Source organism: Micromonospora sp. NBC_01739, assembly GCF_035920385.1.
GTDB lineage: Bacteria > Actinomycetota > Actinomycetes > Mycobacteriales > Micromonosporaceae > Micromonospora.
Map to the genome: position 1 here is coordinate 2874155 of NZ_CP109151.1, position 17275 is coordinate 2891429.

General features: G+C 70.5%; 13 protein-coding genes. 3 read left to right on the forward strand and 10 right to left on the reverse strand.

Going from position 1 to position 17275, the window contains the following annotated elements; all coding sequences use genetic code 11:
* The 5 genes from secD to ruvC form a co-directional block, all read right to left on the reverse strand.
* Positions 1-1896, reverse strand: a complete 1896-nt coding sequence (gene secD / locus OIE53_RS12615) for a protein translocase subunit SecD (RefSeq protein WP_327026790.1) — start codon at positions 1894-1896, stop codon at positions 1-3.
* Positions 1897-2181: 285 nt separating this feature from the next.
* Positions 2182-2520, reverse strand: coding sequence for a preprotein translocase subunit YajC (yajC, locus tag OIE53_RS12620; protein ID WP_327026791.1), 339 nt, complete (start codon positions 2518-2520; stop codon positions 2182-2184).
* Between the two features lie 136 nt (positions 2521-2656).
* Positions 2657-3727 (reverse strand): Holliday junction branch migration DNA helicase RuvB, encoded by a 1071-nt coding sequence (ruvB, locus tag OIE53_RS12625; protein WP_327026792.1) that lies wholly within the window; start codon positions 3725-3727, stop codon positions 2657-2659.
* Positions 3728-3839: 112 nt separating this feature from the next.
* Positions 3840-4442: a Holliday junction branch migration protein RuvA gene (gene ruvA / locus OIE53_RS12630; RefSeq protein WP_327026793.1), complete on the reverse strand. Its 603-nt coding sequence runs from the start codon at positions 4440-4442 to the stop codon at positions 3840-3842.
* Complete coding sequence (gene ruvC / locus OIE53_RS12635) at positions 4439-4966, reverse strand: crossover junction endodeoxyribonuclease RuvC (RefSeq protein ID WP_327026794.1); 528 nt, start codon at positions 4964-4966, stop codon at positions 4439-4441. Before ruvC ends, ruvA begins: the two co-directional genes overlap by 4 nt.
* A 203-nt stretch (positions 4967-5169) precedes the next feature.
* On the opposite strand from ruvC, the gene OIE53_RS12640 reads away from it, so the two are divergent.
* Both OIE53_RS12640 and OIE53_RS12645 read left to right on the forward strand, forming a co-directional pair.
* Positions 5170-5952, forward strand: coding sequence for a 3-hydroxybutyrate dehydrogenase (locus OIE53_RS12640; RefSeq protein ID WP_327026795.1), 783 nt, complete (start codon positions 5170-5172; stop codon positions 5950-5952).
* Between the two features lie 14 nt (positions 5953-5966).
* Positions 5967-7880: a helix-turn-helix domain-containing protein gene (locus tag OIE53_RS12645; RefSeq protein ID WP_327026796.1), complete on the forward strand. Its 1914-nt coding sequence runs from the start codon at positions 5967-5969 to the stop codon at positions 7878-7880.
* Positions 7881-7902: 22 nt separating this feature from the next.
* Here the strand turns inward: OIE53_RS12645 and OIE53_RS12650 are convergent, their stop codons facing one another.
* The 3 genes from OIE53_RS12650 to OIE53_RS12660 form a co-directional block, all read right to left on the reverse strand.
* Complete coding sequence (locus tag OIE53_RS12650) at positions 7903-8616, reverse strand: DedA family protein (protein WP_327026797.1); 714 nt, start codon at positions 8614-8616, stop codon at positions 7903-7905.
* A gap of 186 nt (positions 8617-8802) precedes the next feature.
* Complete coding sequence (locus tag OIE53_RS12655; protein WP_327026798.1) at positions 8803-9402, reverse strand: TetR/AcrR family transcriptional regulator; 600 nt, start codon at positions 9400-9402, stop codon at positions 8803-8805.
* Positions 9403-9421: 19 nt separating this feature from the next.
* Entirely contained in the window at positions 9422-10984 is a 1563-nt protein-coding gene (locus tag OIE53_RS12660; protein WP_327026799.1) for an MFS transporter, read from the reverse strand.
* Positions 10985-11321: 337 nt separating this feature from the next.
* Here OIE53_RS12660 and OIE53_RS12665 point away from each other — a divergent pair, with 337 nt between their 5' ends.
* On the forward strand, positions 11322-12185 hold the full coding sequence (locus tag OIE53_RS12665) for an SPFH domain-containing protein (RefSeq protein ID WP_327026800.1): 864 nt from the start codon (positions 11322-11324) through the stop codon (positions 12183-12185).
* Between the two features lie 125 nt (positions 12186-12310).
* Here OIE53_RS12665 and OIE53_RS12670 read toward each other — a convergent pair whose 3' ends face one another.
* On the reverse strand, positions 12311-13348 hold the full coding sequence (locus OIE53_RS12670; RefSeq protein ID WP_327026801.1) for an aminotransferase class V-fold PLP-dependent enzyme: 1038 nt from the start codon (positions 13346-13348) through the stop codon (positions 12311-12313).
* Between the two features lie 213 nt (positions 13349-13561).
* A complete protein-coding gene (dnaE, locus tag OIE53_RS12675) occupies positions 13562-17095 on the reverse strand; it encodes a DNA polymerase III subunit alpha (RefSeq protein ID WP_327026802.1) in 3534 nt (1177 codons plus the stop codon).
* Between the last annotated feature and the right edge of the window lie 180 nt (positions 17096-17275).

A 17275-nucleotide genomic window follows, 5' to 3' on the forward strand; every position in this document is an offset into this window, starting at 1 on the left:
TCAGGCCTCCTTGACACGCGGGTTGCGGGACTGGGGCTGCTCCGTCTTGGCCGGTAGCACCCGGCCCAGACCACTGACCCGCGGGGACAGGAACGCCCGGCTCCGGGCGAGCATCGTCATCATCGGGTGCCGGAAGAGGAAGACCACGACCAGGTCCAGCACGGTGGCCAGACCCAGGGCGAAGGCGAATCCCTTGACCGCGCCGACCGAGACGACGTAGAGGACCACCGCCGACATGATCGTGATGGCGTTCGCCGAGATGATCGTACGGCGGGCGCGGACCCATGCACGGGAGACCGCGCTGCGCGGGTTGCGGCCCTCGCGAATCTCGTCCTTCAATCGCTCGAAGTAGATGACGAAGGAGTCCGCCGCCACACCTAGCGAGACGATGATGCCGGAGATGCCGGCGAGGGTGAGGGTGAAGCCGATCTGCCGGCCCAGCACCACCAGGGCGCCGAAGAGCAGCAGGGCCGACAGCACCAGGCTGGCGAAGATCACCGAGCCGAGCAGTCGGTAGTAGAAGAACGAGTAGATGATGACCAGCAGCATGCCGATGCCGGCCGCGAGCAGACCGGCCCGCAGGTAGCTGGCGCCCAGGGTGGCGGTGACGTTCTGCTGCTCCTGCGCCTCGAAGGTGACCGGCAGGGCGCCGTAGTTCAGGTAGCCGGCCAGCTCGCTGGCCTCGGCGTTGCTGAAGTTGCCGGTGATCTGGGAGTTGCCGGTGAGCACCCCCTGGATCTGCGGCGAGGAGATGATCGCGTTGTCCAGCACCACGGCCACCCGGCACCGGCCCTCGTCACCGAGCGCGGAAGGGTCACAGGCCTGGCCCTCGTTGTTGAAGGCCTCGCGGGTCAGCGCGGTCCACTTCTCCTGGCCGTCGCGGGTGAAGTCCAGGCTGACCACCCACTGGCTGGTCTGGTCGCGCACCGCGGCGGCCGAGTCGACGTCGGTACCGAGCACCTTGGCCTGGTCCAGCAGGTTCTTGGCGTAGCCGCCCTCACAGGCGACGACCTGCTGGTCCGGGGCGGAGATGGACGCCGGGGGCCGGTCGTCGAGCTGAAGGCAGCCGATGGTCGGCACGTTGAACTGCATCTGGGTCGGGAGCACCGCGACCTCACGGCCGGTCAGCTCGGCGAAGGGCTTGAGCTTCTCGGCCAGCGACGGATCGGCGCTGAAGTCGGCCGGGGCCTGCAGCCCGCTGGCGGCGGCCCAGGCCTCCGCGCCGACCTTCTCCTCGACGGCCTTGCGCTGCTCCTCCAGGGTCTGCGGCACCGGCTCCTCGCTGGCGCCCGGCGACGGGCTGGCGCTCGGCGACGGGGCGGCGCTCGGGCTCTGCGAGGGGTCCGGGGTGGGGGCACCGCCGCCCTGACCGCCGGACGGCGAGGCGCTGGCCTCGGCGTTCGGGGTGGGGCTGGTGCTGCCGGAGGGGCTCGGGGTGGCCGCGGGCTCCGCGTCCTCGGACGGGGCGGGTGCCGGTGCCGGAAGGGCACCGCTGCCGTCCACGATCTTCAGGACCTTGCGGAAGCGCAGCTCGGCGGCGCTACCGATCTCGGTCAGGTCGCGGTTCTCGCCGGGCAGGGAGACGACGATGTTGCGGTCGCCTTCGGTGACCACCTCGGCCTCGGCCACGCCGTAGGCGTTGACCCGGCTCTCGATGATCTGGCGGGCCTGTTCGAGGTTGTCCGCCGTCGGGGCCCGACCGTCGAGGGTGTTCGTCGCCTCCAACGTCAGCCGGGTACCACCGACGAGGTCAAGACCGAGGCGGGGTTCGAGCCGGTCCTTCCAGCCTCCGCTGGCACCGCCCGCAAAGAACACCAAAAGATAGAGGACGACGAAGATGCCGCCCAGTACGGCCAACTGCCGTCCCGGGCGCATCTGTCCCTGAGGTGGTGCCACGGCTGTCTTGTCTCCCTGTACGGTCGCGCCGCCGCAGGCGCGACGGCGGGTCTGCCGGTCTCCCGGCCGACGATCTGCCTTCCGACGGCGCCCGGGGCTGACGCCGCCGCCTGGAGTGGTCGACGCGGGCGCGTGGACCGGAGGCGAGCCGGCGCGCCGACGCCCGGCGTCGGCCTGCTATTCAGTTGTCGGCGCCGCCGCGGCGGCGGCCACCCGCCGGGGACGCGGCGGGTGTTCTCCCACCTGGTCGTGCCGGGGCACCGGCAGACCAGGTGGGTGCGATGCTCACTCCTTGACGGCGTCGGTCTCCTCGGCCGCTGGCTCAGTGGCACGCTCCGCCTTGGTCACCACACGGGCGATCGCGGGTCGGGCGTACCGGGTCTGCACTCCGGGGGCGACCTCGAGCAGGACGCTGTCGTCCTCGACTCCGGAGACCGTGCCGTACAGCCCGCCGATGGTCACCACCTCGTCGCCGACGGAGAGACCGGTCTGCATCGCCTCGGCCTCGCGGCGGCGCTTCTGCTGGGGGCGGATCATCATGAAGTACATGACGCCGAAGAGCAGCGCGATCATGAGGATCGGGGTGAAGTTACCCGCTCCGCCGCCTTCTGCTGCGTGAAACACGGTTGTCGACCTTCCCATTAGCCCCGATCCGGCACGTGGCGCCGGAGCGGAGGCGGATTTTCACATCCTGTACAGACCGCGGCGAGTCTAGTCGCTGTATCTGGGAACGCCGAACGCGCCGCAGATCACGAACAGATCACGGCTCCCCCGTGTCCACGGAAAACAGATCGGGCGCGAGGGGAGCTTCAGCAGCAAATGTACCATTTGGCGGAGTACGGCCAAGGTGCCGCCAAGCGGCCTCGGTGGCCACCCGGCCCCGCGGCGTACGGGCCAGCAGTCCCGCCCGCACCAGGAACGGCTCGCACACCTCCTCCACCGTGTCCGGCTGCTCCCCCACCGCCACCGCGAGGGTGGACAGGCCGACCGGACCACCCCGGAACGAGTCGACAAGCGCGGTGAGCACCGCTCGGTCCAGCCGGTCCAGCCCGAGCGCATCCACATCGTAGACCGTCAATGCGGCCCGGGCGGTATCCAGGGTGACCACTCCGTCGGCGCGTACCTCGGCGTAGTCGCGCACCCGGCGCAGCAGGCGGTTGGCGATCCGGGGGGTGCCCCGGGACCGGCCGGCGATCTCGACGGCCCCCTCCTCGGTGATCGGTACGCCGAGGATGCGCGCCGAGCGGTGCAGCAGGATCTCCAGGTCGGCCGGGGAGTAGAAGTCCAGGTGGGCGACGAAGCCGAACCGGTCGCGCATCGGGCCGGTCAGCAGACCGGACCGGGTGGTCGCGCCGACCAGGGTGAACGGCTCGACGTCCAACGGGATGGCGGTGGCCCCAGGACCCTTGCCGACCACCACGTCGACCCGGAAGTCCTCCATCGCGCTGTAGAGCAGCTCCTCCGCGGGTTTGGCGATGCGGTGGATCTCGTCGATGAAGAGCACGTCCCCCTCGGCGAGGCTGGTCAGGACCGCGGCCAGGTCACCGGAGCGCTCGATCGCCGGCCCGCTGGTCACCCGGATGCCGGAGCCCAGCTCCGCGGCGACGATGTTGGCCAGGGTGGTCTTGCCCAGGCCGGGCGGCCCGGACAGCAGGATGTGATCCGGCGGCGAACCGCGCCGCATGGCCCCCTGCAACAGCAGATCGAGTTGGTCACGGACCCGATGCTGGGCGATGAACTCGTCCAGGCGCTTGGGCCGGACGCTGACCTCCGCGTCCCGCTCGGCCTCGTTGACGTACGCCGAGACCAGGCCGCCGTCGGGGCCGGTCACGGGATCATCTTCATTCGCGACTGCGGGGCCGGCAAACCCGGCTCACTCCTCGCGCACGCGATCATCTTCATTCGCGACTGCGGGGCTCGCAAACCCGGCTCACTCCTCGCGCTCATCGGGTGCGGCCCAGCATCCGGATGGCCTGCTTGAGCAGCACCGGCACCGGCGGGGTGGCCCCGTCCACGGTCTCCGCCACCGCGGCCACCGCCTGGTCGGCCTGGCCGGCCGTCCACCCCAGGCCGATCAACGCCTGGCGGACCTGCTCCGGCCAGGCACCACCGGTGACCCCGGCCGCGCCGTCGGCGCCCACGGCCACCGGGCCGATCCGGTCCCGCAGCTCCAGCACCAGCCGTTCGGCCCCCTTCTTCCCGATGCCGGGGACCCGGGTCAGGGCGGCCGTGTCGGCGTTGGCGATGGCCTTGCGTACCGCGTCCGGGGTGTGCACGGCCAGCACCGCCTGGGCCAGGCGGGGGCCCACCCCACTGGCGGTCTGCAAGAGCTCGAACAGGGACTTCGCGTCGTCGTCGGCGAAGCCGTAGAGGGTCAGCGAGTCCTCCCGGACGACCAGGCTGGTGGCCAGTCGGGCCTGCTGGCCGACCCGCAGGTCGGCGATGGTGCCCGGGGCGCACTGCACGGCCAGGCCGACCCCGCCGACCTCGATCACCGCGTGATCCGGGCCGGTGGCGGTCACCACGCCACGCACACTGGCGATCATCTCGCTCCTCCTCGTCTCGCCCGGTCCGCGGCGGCGGCCAGCTTGGAACGGGTACCACCCCGCCACACGTGACAGATGGCCAGGGCCAGGGCGTCCGCGGCGTCGGCCGGGCGGGGTGGCTCGGGCAGCCGCAGCAGCCGGGTCACCATGGCCGTCATCTGCGCCTTGTCGGCCTGACCGGAACCGGTCACGGCCGCCTTGACCTCACTGGGGGTGTACGTCTGCACCGGCAGCCCGGCCCGGGCCCCGGCGAGTACGGCGATCCCGCTGGCCTGCGCGGTGCCCATCACCGTACGCACGTTGTGCTGGCTGAACACCCGCTCCACGGCCACGCTGTCCGGCCGGTGCTCGGCCACCAGGTCGGTCAGCGACCGGTCCAGGTGCAGCAGGCGGGTCGGCAGTTCGTCGGCCGGATCGGTGTAGATCACGTAGTAGGCCACCAGGGTGCAGGGACGTCCGGGCACCCCCTCGACCACGCCGACCCCGCACCGGGTGAGCCCCGGGTCGACGCCGAGCACCCGCACGCCTCCCCCTCCCAGCCGTCGAGCAGTACGTGTGTTCGACACCCTACCGATGCCGTCTCCCGGCCGCGCCCCGGGACACGCGGCACCGCCTCAGGCGGCGACCTCACCCGCCCCGAGATGTATCCGTCGGCCACCTGATCCCACCGGAGTATGTGCTGCGCCGCCATGTGCCCTCGGCCGTACAGCTCGTAGTTTCATGCGCCATGACGGCAGAACCCGTGGCGCTCCCCCACGTCGTGAACGTCGACCTCACCGGCCGCACCGCGCTGGTGACCGGTGGCGGCAGCGGCATCGGTCGGGCCTGTGCCCTGCGGCTGGCCGCGGCCGGCGCCGAGGTGCTGGTGGTCGACCGCAACGCCGAGGCGGCCCAGGTGGTGGCGACCGAGGCCGGCGGGCGGGCCGTCGGACTGGACCTGGCGGACGTCGCCGCGGTGGAGCGGCTCGACGCCGAGGTGGACATCGTGGTCAACAACGCCGGCCTCCAGCACGTCGCCCCCGTGCAGGAGTTTCCGGTGGAACGCTTCGAGTACCTCCAGCGGGTGATGGTCGAGGCGCCGTTCCTGTTGATCCGGCGGGCCCTGCCGCACATGTACGCCCGGGGCTGGGGTCGGATCGTCAACATCTCCTCGGTGCACGGGCTGCGCGCCTCGCCCTACAAGGCGGCGTATGTCGCGGCCAAACACGCGCTGGAAGGGCTGTCCAAGGTGGTGGCCCTGGAGGGGGCGGCGCACGGGGTCACCGCCAACTGCATCAACCCCGCCTACGTGCGTACCGCCCTGGTGGAGGGTCAGATCGCCGACCAGGCCGCCACCCACGGCATCCCGGAGCACGAGGTGATCGAGAAGATCATGCTGGCTCGGGCCGCGATCAAACGCCTGATCGAACCGGAGGAGGTGGCGGAGCTGCTGGCCTACCTGTGCGCACCCCCGGCGGCCTTCCTCACCGGCACCTCGATCGCGCTCGACGGGGGCTGGACGGCGAACTAGTGGCCCCCCGCACAATGTCGGTCATGTCCTCGCCGCTGGAGTTCCTGGAACTACTGGCCCGGGAAGCCGCCCCGGTCGAGTTCGAGGGGCCGCTGGTGGCCGCCCGCTCCGCCGGGCTGCCGGCCGACCGGATCGCCGAGTTGGAGCAGGCCAAGACGGTGGCGCTGCGGGTCCGGGCGCTGCTGGAGCGCCGCCGCCGTCGGGAGAGCGAGCTGCTCAGCCTGTACGACACCGTCAGCGACCTGGCCGGGCTGCGTGACCTGGACGAGGTGCTGCGGGCCATCGTGCACCGGGCCCGGCATCTGCTCGGTGCCGACGTCGCCTACATGACCCTCAACGACGCCGAACGCGGCGACACCTACATGCGGGTCACCGACGGCTCGGTGTCCGCCCGGTTCCAGCGGCTGCGGCTGCCGATGGGGGCCGGACTGGGTGGGTTGGTGGCCCAGTCCGGGGCCCCGTACGTCACCGCGAACTATCCGCAGGACGAACGTTTCCACCACACCCGGGAGATCGACGCCGGGGTGGGTGAGGAGGGGCTGGTAGCCATCCTCGGGGTGCCGCTGCGGCTCGGCTCCACCAGCATCGGGGTGCTCTACGCGGCGAACCGGTCGGCCCGACCCTTCGCCCGGGAGGAGGTGGCCCTGCTGCTCTCCCTGGCCGCGCACGCCGCGGTGGCGATCGACACCGCCCGGCTGCTGGCCGAGACCCGGGCCGCCCTGGCGGAGCTCTCCTCGGCCAACACCACCATCCGGGCGCACAGCGCCTCGGTGGAGCGGGCCGCCGCCGCCCACGACCGGATGACCGCCCTGGTGCTGCGCGGGGGCGGGGTGGAGGACGTCACCGCGGCGGTCACCGAGGTGCTGGGTGGGGCCCTGCTGGCGCTGGACACCGAGGGTCGGCTGCTGGCCCGGGTCGGTGAACTCGACGAGCCGGACCGGGCGGACATCGTGGAGGCGGTGGCCGCCTCCCGGACCGAGGGACGCAGCGTACGCCGAGGTCAGCTGTGGTACGCCGCCGTGGTGGCCGGAGCGGAGAACCTGGGTGCCCTGGTGCTGCACCCCGAGGGGGAACTGGCCGACGCCGACCAGCGCATCCTGGAACGGGCCGCGCTGGTGACCGCCCTGCTGCTGCTGTTCCGGCGTACCGTGGCCGAGGCGGAGGGGCGGGTCCGGGGCGAGTTGCTCGACGACCTGATCGCCCGCCCGCTGCGGGACATCGAGGCGCTGCGCGGCCGGGCCCGCCGCCTCGGCGTCGACCTGGACGCCCCGCACGTGCTGGTGGCCGTCGACGACGACGCCATCGCCGCCACCGGTTCAGCCCGACAGCGGGTGCTCTCCTGGGCCACCACGTACGCCTCGACCCGGGGTGGGCTGGCCGCGGCGCGGGACGGGCGGGTGGTGCTGATGCTGCCCGGGCAGGATGCCGGCGGCAGCGCCCGGGCGGTGTCGCGGGATCTGTCCCGGGTCACCGCCCGACCGGTGACCGCCGGGGCCAGCGGCCCGGTGACCGGCCCCACCTCGCTGGCCACGGCCTTCCAGGAGGCCGACCGTTGCCTGGCCGCGCTGGGCGCTCTGGGCCGGGCCGGGCAGGGTGCCAGCACCGCCGAGCTGGGCTTCGTCGGCCTGCTGCTGGGCACGGCCTCCGGCGGCGGTGACGCCGAGGTCAGCCGGTTCCTGGCCAGCACCATCGGCCCGGTGGTGGACTACGACGCCCGGCGGGGCACCGCCCTGGTACGCACCCTGGAGTCCTACTTCGGGGTCGGTGGCAGCCTGGCCCGGGCCGCCGAGATGCTGCATGTGCACGTCAACACGGTGACCCAGCGGCTGGAGCGGGTCGGGCAGTTGCTCGGCGCGGACTGGCAGAAACCCGAACGGGCCCTGGAGGTGCAGTTGGCCCTGCGGCTGCACCGGCTGCGGACCGGCTGAGCCGACCGACCCGGGCCTGCGGTCAGTGCTTGCCGTAGTGCTCCCGGGTCTCCCGGATCGCCTCCTCGGCGGCGGCCCGCTCCTCGGGGGTGACTCCCCGCCGGGCGCCCAGCCAGGCCCGCAGCAACTCCACCGCGATCGGCAGGACGGAGATCCCCACGATGCCGATCAGGATGAACTCGATGTTGGCCTTGACGAACGGGATCTGCCCGAGGAAGTAGCCCAGCACGGTCACCCCGGTGCCCCACAGGATGCCGCCGACGACGTTGTAGATGACGAAGGTGCGGTAGTTCATCCGGCTGACCCCGGCCACGATCGGGGTGAAGGTCCGCACGATCGGCACGAACCGGGCCAGCACGATCGACCGGGCACCGTACTTCTCGAAGAACTCGTGCGCCTTGAGCAGGTTCTCCTGTTTGAACAGGCGGGAGTTCGGCCGCCGGAACAGGGCCGGGCCGACCTTGCGGCCGAACAGGTAGCCGACCTGGTCACCGGCGATCGCGGCGATGGTGATGAGCAGACACACCAGCCACAGCGGATATTTGAGGTACTGCCCGTCGGCCACCAGCAACCCGGTGGTGAACAGCAACGAGTCACCCGGCAGGAAGAAGCCGATCAGCAGCCCGGACTCGGCGAAGACGATCACCAGGATGCCGATCAGCCCGAAGGTCGAGATCAGCCACTCCGGGTCCAGCCAGTCCGGCCCCAGGGCCAGGTTGGTGACGGGTGACAGCACGAAGACCTCCGATGGCTGGGAACGATCCCGATGACTGTGGGACGCCCGTAGTCTAGGCCCCTACCGACCGCCCGTGGCCCCGACACCGACGCATGCCGATATCCCACCCCGCACCGGATCGTCCGTCCTGGTCACCCCCGGTCGGGTACCCCCGCCCCGGCGCATCGCGGACGGCCAGCGGCCCTTTCAGCGGGCCCGGATGCCTGCCAGCACCTGGTCGACGACCTTGGCGGCGAGGGTCGACTCGTCGAGTTCGGGGTTCCAGTTCATCACCCGCTGGATCAGCATCGGACCGGTGATCATGGCCAGGGTGACCTCGATGTCCAGGTCGGCCCGCAGTTCCCCGTCGCGGATGCCTCGCCGCAGCACCTCGCGCATCACCGCCCGGCGGGGCTCGACGATGCTCTGGTAGAGCGCGTACCGCTCGGGGTTGCGTTTCACCTCGGGCACCAGACAGGGCATGATCTTCGCCGCGCGGGGGTCGACATTCTGCCCGACCGCCCCGACCAGGGTGATCAGATCCTCCCGGACGGACCGGCCGGTCGGCTGCGGCTGCTCACCCTTGAGGGTGCGCAGGGCGTCGTGCAGCAGGGCGTCCTTGCCCGACCAGCGACGGTAGATGGTGGCCTTGCCGACCCCGGCCCGAGCGGCGATGGCCTCCACCGAGATCGCCTCGATCGTGCTGCCCTCCGCCAGCAGGTCGAGGGTGGCCTCGATGATCGCTCCGGCCGCGTGGACGCTGCGCGGCCGACCGGGCGGCCGCGGCGCGTCTGCCGTGCTAGTCATGCCCGCATTGTTCCCGACGCTACGCCGCACCAGCCAGTTCGGGTTCACCGACCGGGTCCGGCACGACTGCCCCGGGCCGGGCCGGCATCCAGCGCAGCGCCACCAGGGCGCCGCCGACCGTGATCACGGCGGCCAGCGCCGCGGAGACGTGCATCGCCGAGACGAAGGCGTCGTTGGCCGCCGTGATCAGCTGCGGCGCCGCCGGCCCGAGCTGACCGGCGACGGCGTACGCCCCGGCGATCGACTCCCCGGCCGACTCGCGCGCCCCTGGCGGCAACTCCTCCAGGGTCGGCGCCATGCCGTTGCGGTAGCCGGCGGCCAGCACCGAGCCGAGCACCGCCACCCCCAGCGCGGCGGCCGTCTGCCGGATGGTGTTGCTGACCGCGGAACCGACACCGGCCTTCTCCCTGGGCAACGAGGACATGATCGACTCGGTGGCCGGGGGCATGATGTTGGCCATCCCGGCCCCCTGGATGAAGAAGAAGACGAGCACCACCCAGATGGGGGTCACCGCGTCGATGAAGGCGAAGGCGGCCAGCGACACGGCCGCCAGCAGCAACCCCACCACCGACACCGCCCGGGGGCCGTACCGACGCACCATCGAGGCGCTGGTCGGGGCGAAGACCAGTTGGGCGACCGCGAACGGCAGGAAGATCAGACCGGTCTGCAAGGGACTGTAGCCCCGCACCATTTGCAGGTAGAACGAGCTGAAGAACATCACCCCCATGGCGGCGAAGAAGACCAACCCGATCAGAGCCACCGGTACGGCGAAGCGCGGCTCCCGGAACAGCCGTACGTCCAGTGCGGGATGGCTGCTGCGCCGTTCAAAGGCGACGAAGGAGGCCAGCACCACGATCCCGGCCAAGATGGTGGCCCAGACCACCGGCCGACCGAAGCCGTGCTCACCACCGTCGATGATGCCGTAGGTCAGGGTGACCAGACCCACCACCGACAGCAGTACCCCGACCACGTCGACCCGGCCCGGGTTCGGATCCCGGGACTCCGGCACCAGCAGGGCCACCAGGACTATGCCGAGCCCGATGACCGGCACGTTGATCAGGAAGACCGAACCCCACCAGAAGTGCTCCAGCAGCAGGCCCCCGAGGATCGGGCCGATCGCCATCGCCAATCCCACCGCGCCGGCCCAGATGCCGATGGCCCGGGCCCGCTCCCGGGGGTCGAAGACATTGGAGATGATCGACAGGGTGGCCGGCATGACGGCCGCGCCGCCGGCCCCCATCAACGCCCGGGCCGCGATCAACTGGGTGGGATTCTGCGCGTACGCGGAGCACAACGACGCCAGGCCGAACAGCACCAGGCCGATGAGCAACATGCGACGCCGACCGGCCCGGTCGCCGAGCACCCCGAAGGTGAACAGCAGTCCGGCGAAGGCCAGGGTGTAGGAGTTGACCGACCATTCCAGCTCGCCGTGGCTGGCCCCGAGACCGTGTACCGGATCGGCGATGGTCCGCAGGGCGACATTGAGGATCGTGGTGTCCAGGACGACCACGAGCAGACTGACCACCAGCACCCCGAGGATCGCCCATCTCCTCGGATGTCCGGTGTTTTCAGCAGGCGGCATCCCCGCACCCCCGGTTTTCGATACGGCCGCGTCCGTAATTAAGTCCGAGCCTAGGCTGACGAGTATCGATACGGAACCGTTTCGTATCTGATGTGACCGCCGTCACTCCTCGGTCCGCTCCCGCTGTGCGCGTCGATGCGCCACGGGCGGGCGCGGGCCTTTGGGTGCACTTGTTGCTGCCCCAGCGACAACAGACGCACCCAAAGGTCGAGGGAGCTTCCCCGGGCGCCGAGAAGGAGCCCTTCCTTACACCTGCGCCGGCGGGTGGGCGGAGGGGTTGCCCAGGGTGAGTAGGTTGATGATCCACTCAGCAATTCGCCCCGGAAGGTCCGCACCCATGCCCCTCGGCTTCATCCTCTCGATCGCCACGGCGGTCATCACGGCCATCGCGGTAGCGGTCGCTCTGCTCGGCGGCCAGCGAAACGTGCGACAGTTCGGTGCCCTCGCGGCGGTCGTCGCACTGGGCGTGACGCTCCTGCTCACGGTCACCTCCAGCGCCCACTCGGTACCGATCCGCTCGGTCGGGATCGTCACCAGCTTCGGCAAGCCGACCGGTGAGGTCACCGGTTCCGGGCTGAAGTGGGTCGCGCCGTGGCAGCGGGTCGGCGAATGGGACGCGGGCCGGCAGAAGTACGACCACATCGGCAACGATGCCTGTGTGCGGGTGCGTACCGGCACCCTCGCCGACGCCTGCGTCGAGGTGCTGATCGAGTGGCAGGTCAAGCCGGAGAACGCCCCGCAGCAGTTCATGGACTACAAGGGCGACTTCGGCAGCTTCCGGGGGCAGCGGGTCGGGGTGCAGCTCGACAGTGCGGTCAACGACGCCTTCGCCTCCTACAACCCGCTGGAGCGCATCGACGCGAAGACCGGCAACCTGAACGTCGACCTCAAGCCCTTCGCCGAGAGCATCAAGTCCAGCGCCGAGACCCGGTTGGGCAGCGACGTCGACATCCTGTCTGTGACCATCACCCGGGTCAACCACGACGACAAGACCGAGGGCAACATCAAGGCCTTCCAGGACAAGCTCGCCCAGACCCGCAATCTCGAACAGGACCGCCGCAACGCCGAGATCCAGAAGGAGATCACCGAGACCAACGCCAAGGTGGACAAGGTGACCCGCTGCCTGGAGATCGCCGAGAAGAACGGCAGCTCCCCGGGGCTGTGCATCAACCCGGGCATCGTCACCGGCACCGCGAGGTGACCCGGCACCCCTCGCCGGACGGCGACCGACTCGGACGGTGACCGAACCGGGCGGTGACCGCACACGGCGGCCACCGAACCGGGTGGTGAGGAGTCGTGCGGGCGGTCCGGCGAGGGGGCGGGTGGTCAGCTGGTCAGGGCCTCCAGGGCCAGGTCGACGTCCTGCTGGGTGGAGTACAGGTGGAAGGAGGCCCGGACGTTGCCGGCGCGTACCGCCGCCCGGACCCCGGCCCGTTCGAGCTTCTCCTGTGCGTCCGCTACCTGCACGGTGACGATCGCGCTGTTCCCCGGCGGCTGTCCCAGCCCGGCGAGGAACCGGTTGGCCAGCGCCACGTCGTGGGCGTGCACCGCCGCCACCCCGATCTCCAGCAGCAGCTCCAGGCTCGGGGCCGCGCCGACCCAGCTGAACCAGGCCGGCGAGATGTCGAACCGGCGGGCGTCGTCGGCCAGTCGCAGCGGCGGACCGTAGTAGGAGCTGTGGGGATCACGTCCGGCGAACCAGCCCGCCGCGTCCGGGCGCAGCCGGTCCCGTAGCTGCGGCGCCAGGTAGGCGAAGGCGGTCCCGCGCGGACCCATCAGCCACTTGTACCCGCCGGCCACCACCGCGTCGGCCCGGCCCGCCTCGAAGGGCAGCCAGCCGCAGGCCTGGGTGGCGTCGACCGCGACGAGCGCACCGTGCGCCCGGGCCGCCGCGACGATGTCGTCGTACGCGGCGATCGTGCCGTCGGCGGACTGCACCAGGCTGAAGGCCACCAGGTCGGTGTCGGCGTCGATCGAGGTGGCCAACTCGGCCAGCGGCACCGTGCGTACCTCGACCCCCCGGTCCTGTTGCACCAGCCAGGGGAACAGGTTGGAGGTGAACTCCACCTCGGGCACCACCACCCGGGCGCCGGGGGGCAGTGCGGCGGCGATCGGTGCCAGCAACTGCGAGACGGTGACCCCGACGGCGACGTCGGCCACCGGTACCCCGGTCAGGCGGGCGAAGGCCGCCCGCGACCGGTCCGTCGCCGTACTCCAGTCCTCCCAGGACCCGGTCCCGCGACGCCAGTCGGTCAGGGCCTGCTGCACCGCGTCCCAGGCCGGGTCGGGCGGTAGACCGTAGCTGGCGGTGTTCAGCCATCCGGGTTGCGGTTGCCACAGCTTCTGTGCCTGCTCAAGCTCCACGCAGACCGACGCTAGTCGCCGGTGCCGACGGCTGCGCAGCGCCAATCCGCACCCCCTGGCCCTCGACACCGGCCGACCACCGCCCTGGCCCGTCTCCCCTGGTGGAGATCAACACCGTTTCGCCGATGTGGCGGTGTCCCGGCCGGCCTGTTACCGCCACATCGCCGAAACGGCGCTCAGCCACAGCCCCGCCCAGCCGGGTCCGGCGCGGGGTCAGCTGACGTTGGCTGGGCCCAGGACGCTCTTGAGGTCGGCCATCAGGGCGGTGGTCGCCGCCACCCGGACCGGCCCCAACCGCAGCAGGGTGGTCCGGCTGCCGTTGAGCAGCTTGACGTGCACCTCGGCGTCGCCGGGGTGCAGCACCAGGGTCTCCTTGAGCCGTTCCACCAGGGGTGGGGTGCAGCGGGTCACCGGGATGGTGAGGGTGACCGGCTTGTTGGTCGCGCTGGCGCTGACGTCCGGCAGGGACATGTCCATCGCCATGATGCGGGGGATGTCGTCGCGCCGGTCCACCCGGCCCTTGACCACCACGATGGCGTCCTCGGCGATGTACTGCCCGATCACCTCGTAGGTGTTCGGGAAGAACAGGGTCTCCACCCCACCGGCGAGGTCCTCCAGGGTGGCCGAGGCCCACGCCCGGCCCTGCTTGGTGACCCGCCGCTGCACCCCGGAGAGGATCCCGGCGAGGGTGACCACCGCCCCGTCGGGCACGGTGCCCTCCTCGGACAGGGCGGAGATGGTGCAGTCGGCCGCCGACCCGAGGATGTGCTCCAGGCCGAACAGCGGGTGGTCGGAGACGTACAGGCCGAGCATCTCGCGCTCGAAGGCCAGCTTGTCGCGCTTGTCCCACTCCGCCTCGCCGATGGTCGGCATGACCGTGGTGTTGGTGGCCACCTCGGCTTCGCCGAAGCCCGCCCCGAACAGGTCGTACTGGCCGACGGCCTCCTTGCGCTTGACGTCGGCGTACGCGTCGATGGCGTCGGCGTGCACGGTGAGCAGTCCTTTGCGGGAGTGCCTCATCGAGTCGAAGGCGCCCGCCTTGATCAGGGATTCGATGGTCTTCTTGTTGCAGACCACCGCGTCCACCTTGGACAGGAAGTCGTAGAAGTCGGCGTACCCGCCCTTCTCCTCCCGGCAGCGCATGATCGAGGTGACCACGTTCGCGCCGACGTTGCGGATCGCGCCCAGACCGAACCGGATCTCCGTGCCGACCGGGGTGAAGGGGCCGGCGGAGGTGTTCACGTCCGGCGGCAGCACCTGGATGCCCATCCGGCGGCACTCCGACAGGTACAGCGCCATCTTGTCCTTGTCGTCGCCGACGGAGGTGAGCAGCGCCGCCATGTACTCGGCCGGGTAGTGCGCCTTCAGGTACGCCGTCCAGTACGACACCAGCCCGTACGCGGCGGAGTGCGCCTTGTTGAAGGCGTACCCGGCGAACGGGACCAGGACGTCCCAGACCTTCTGGATCGCCTCGTCGGAGTAGCCGTGCTCGCGGCAGCCGTCCCGGAACGGGATGAACTCCTTGTCCAGGATCTCCTTCTTCTTCTTGCCCATCGCCCGGCGCAACAGGTCGGCCTGACCCAGGGTGTACCCGGCGAGGATCTGCGCGGCGCGCTGCACCTGCTCCTGGTAGACGATCAGGCCGTAGGTGGGTGCCAGGATCTCCCGTAGCGGCTCCTCCAGCTCCGGATGGATCGGGGTGATCTCCTGGAGGCCGTTCTTGCGCAGCGCGTAGTTGGTGTGCGAGTCCACCCCCATCGGGCCGGGCCGGTACAACGCCAGCACGGCGGAGATGTCCTCGAAGTTGTCCGGCTTCATCATCCGCAGCAGGGACCGCATCGGCCCGCCGTCGAGCTGGAACACCCCCAGGGTGTCGCCTCGGGCCAGCAGCTCGTACGCGCCCTTGTCGTCCAGCGGCAACCCGAGCAGGTCCAGTTCCTTGCCGTGGTTGAGCTGGATGTTCTTGACCGCGTCGTCGATGATGGTCAGGTTGCGCAGGCCGAGGAAGTCCATCTTCAACAGCCCGAGCGACTCGCAGGTCGGGTAGTCGAACTGGGTGATGATCACCCCGTCGGAGTCCCGGCGCATCAGCGGGATGTGGTCGATGATCGGCTCGGCGGACATGATGACCCCGGCGGCGTGCACCCCGGTCTGCCGGATCAACCCCTCGATGCCCCGGGCCGTGTCGATGACCTTCTTGACGTCGGCCTCCGACTCGTACATGCCGCGGATCTCGCCGGCCTCGGCGTAACGCGGATGCTTCGGGTCGAAGATCCCTTCCAGGGGGATGTCCTTGCCCATCACCGCCGGGGGCATGGCCTTGGTGATCCGGTCGCCGACCGCGTACGGGTAGCCGAGCACCCGGGCCGAGTCCTTGATCGCGGCCTTCGCCTTGATGGTGCCGAAGGTGGCGATCTGGGCGACCTTGTCCTCACCCCACTTGTCCGTGACGTACTTGATCACCTCGCCGCGCCGACGCTCGTCGAAGTCGATGTCGACATCCGGCATGGAGACCCGCTCGGGGTTCAGGAACCGCTCGAAGATCAGCCCGTGCGGGATCGGGTCCAGGTCCGTGATGCCCAGGGCGTACGCGACCAGGGAACCGGCCGCCGAGCCACGGCCCGGACCTACCGCGATGCCCTGGTTCTTGGCCCACTGGATGAAGTCGGCGACCACGAGGAAGTACGAGGGGAAGCCCATCTGGATGATGACCCCGAGTTCGTACTCGGCCTGCACCACATGCCCCTCGGGGATGCCGTTCGGGAAGCGGCGGGCCAGGCCCTTGAAGGTCTCCTTGCGGAACCAGGACTCCTCGGTCTCCCCCTCGGGCACCGGGAAACGTGGCATCAGGTTGTGGAACTCGAACATCCCCGCCGGGTCGACCTTCTCGGCCACCAGCAGGGTGTTGCGGCAGCCCTCCAGCCACACCTCGGAGCTGTCCACGCCGCGCATCTCGTCGGCGGACTTGATGTAGTAGCCGCTGCCGCCGAACTTGAACCGGTTCGGGTCGGCGACGTTGCTGCCGGTCTGCACGCAGAGCAGCACGTCGTGCGCCTCTGACTGAGCCTCGTGGGTGTAGTGCGAGTCGTTGGTGACCACCGGCGGGATGTTCAGCTTGCGGCCGATCTCCAGCAGCCCGTCCCGGACCTGCTTCTCGATGTCCAGGCCGTGGTCCATCAACTCCAGGAAGAAGTTCTCCTTGCCGAAGATGTCCTGGTATTTCGCCGCCGCTTCGAGGGCCTGCGCGTCGTGGCCCAGCCGCAGCCGGGTCTGCACCTCGCCGGAGGGGCAGCCGGTGGTGGCCATCAGCCCGTCGGCGTACTCGGCCAGGAGTTCCGCGTCCATCCGGGGCCACTTCACGAAGTAGCCCTCGGTGTACGCCTTGCTGGTGAGCTTGAACAGGTTGTGCAGGCCGACCCGGTTGCGCGCCCAGATGGTCATGTGGGTGTAGCCGCCGCTACCGGAGACGTCGTCGCTCTTCTGCTCCGGGCGGCCCCACCGCACCCGAGACTTGTGGAACCGCGACTCCGGTGCCACGTACGCCTCGATGCCCAGCACGGGGGTCACCCCGGCGGCCATGGCCTGCTTGTAGAAGTCGTTCGCGCCGTGCATGTTGCCGTGGTCGGTCATCGCGACCGCCGGCATTCCCTGCCGCTTGACCTCGGCGAACAGGTCCTTGAGCCGGGCCGCCCCGTCGAGCATCGAGTACTCCGTGTGCACGTGCAGATGCGCGAACGAATCGCCCATGCCAAGCCCCCCGGGTCGGCTGATCAAGTCGAGTCGACTTACCCTAACCCGCCACCGGAGAGCCTTCCGAGCGGCGCGCACAGGCGTACCGCAGACCACTCGATCCTTCACGGAGAGTCACAGATCGGCGACGCTGGCGTGTTCGGCGTAGCCGTCCGGCCGACCGCTGCCCCACCGGGA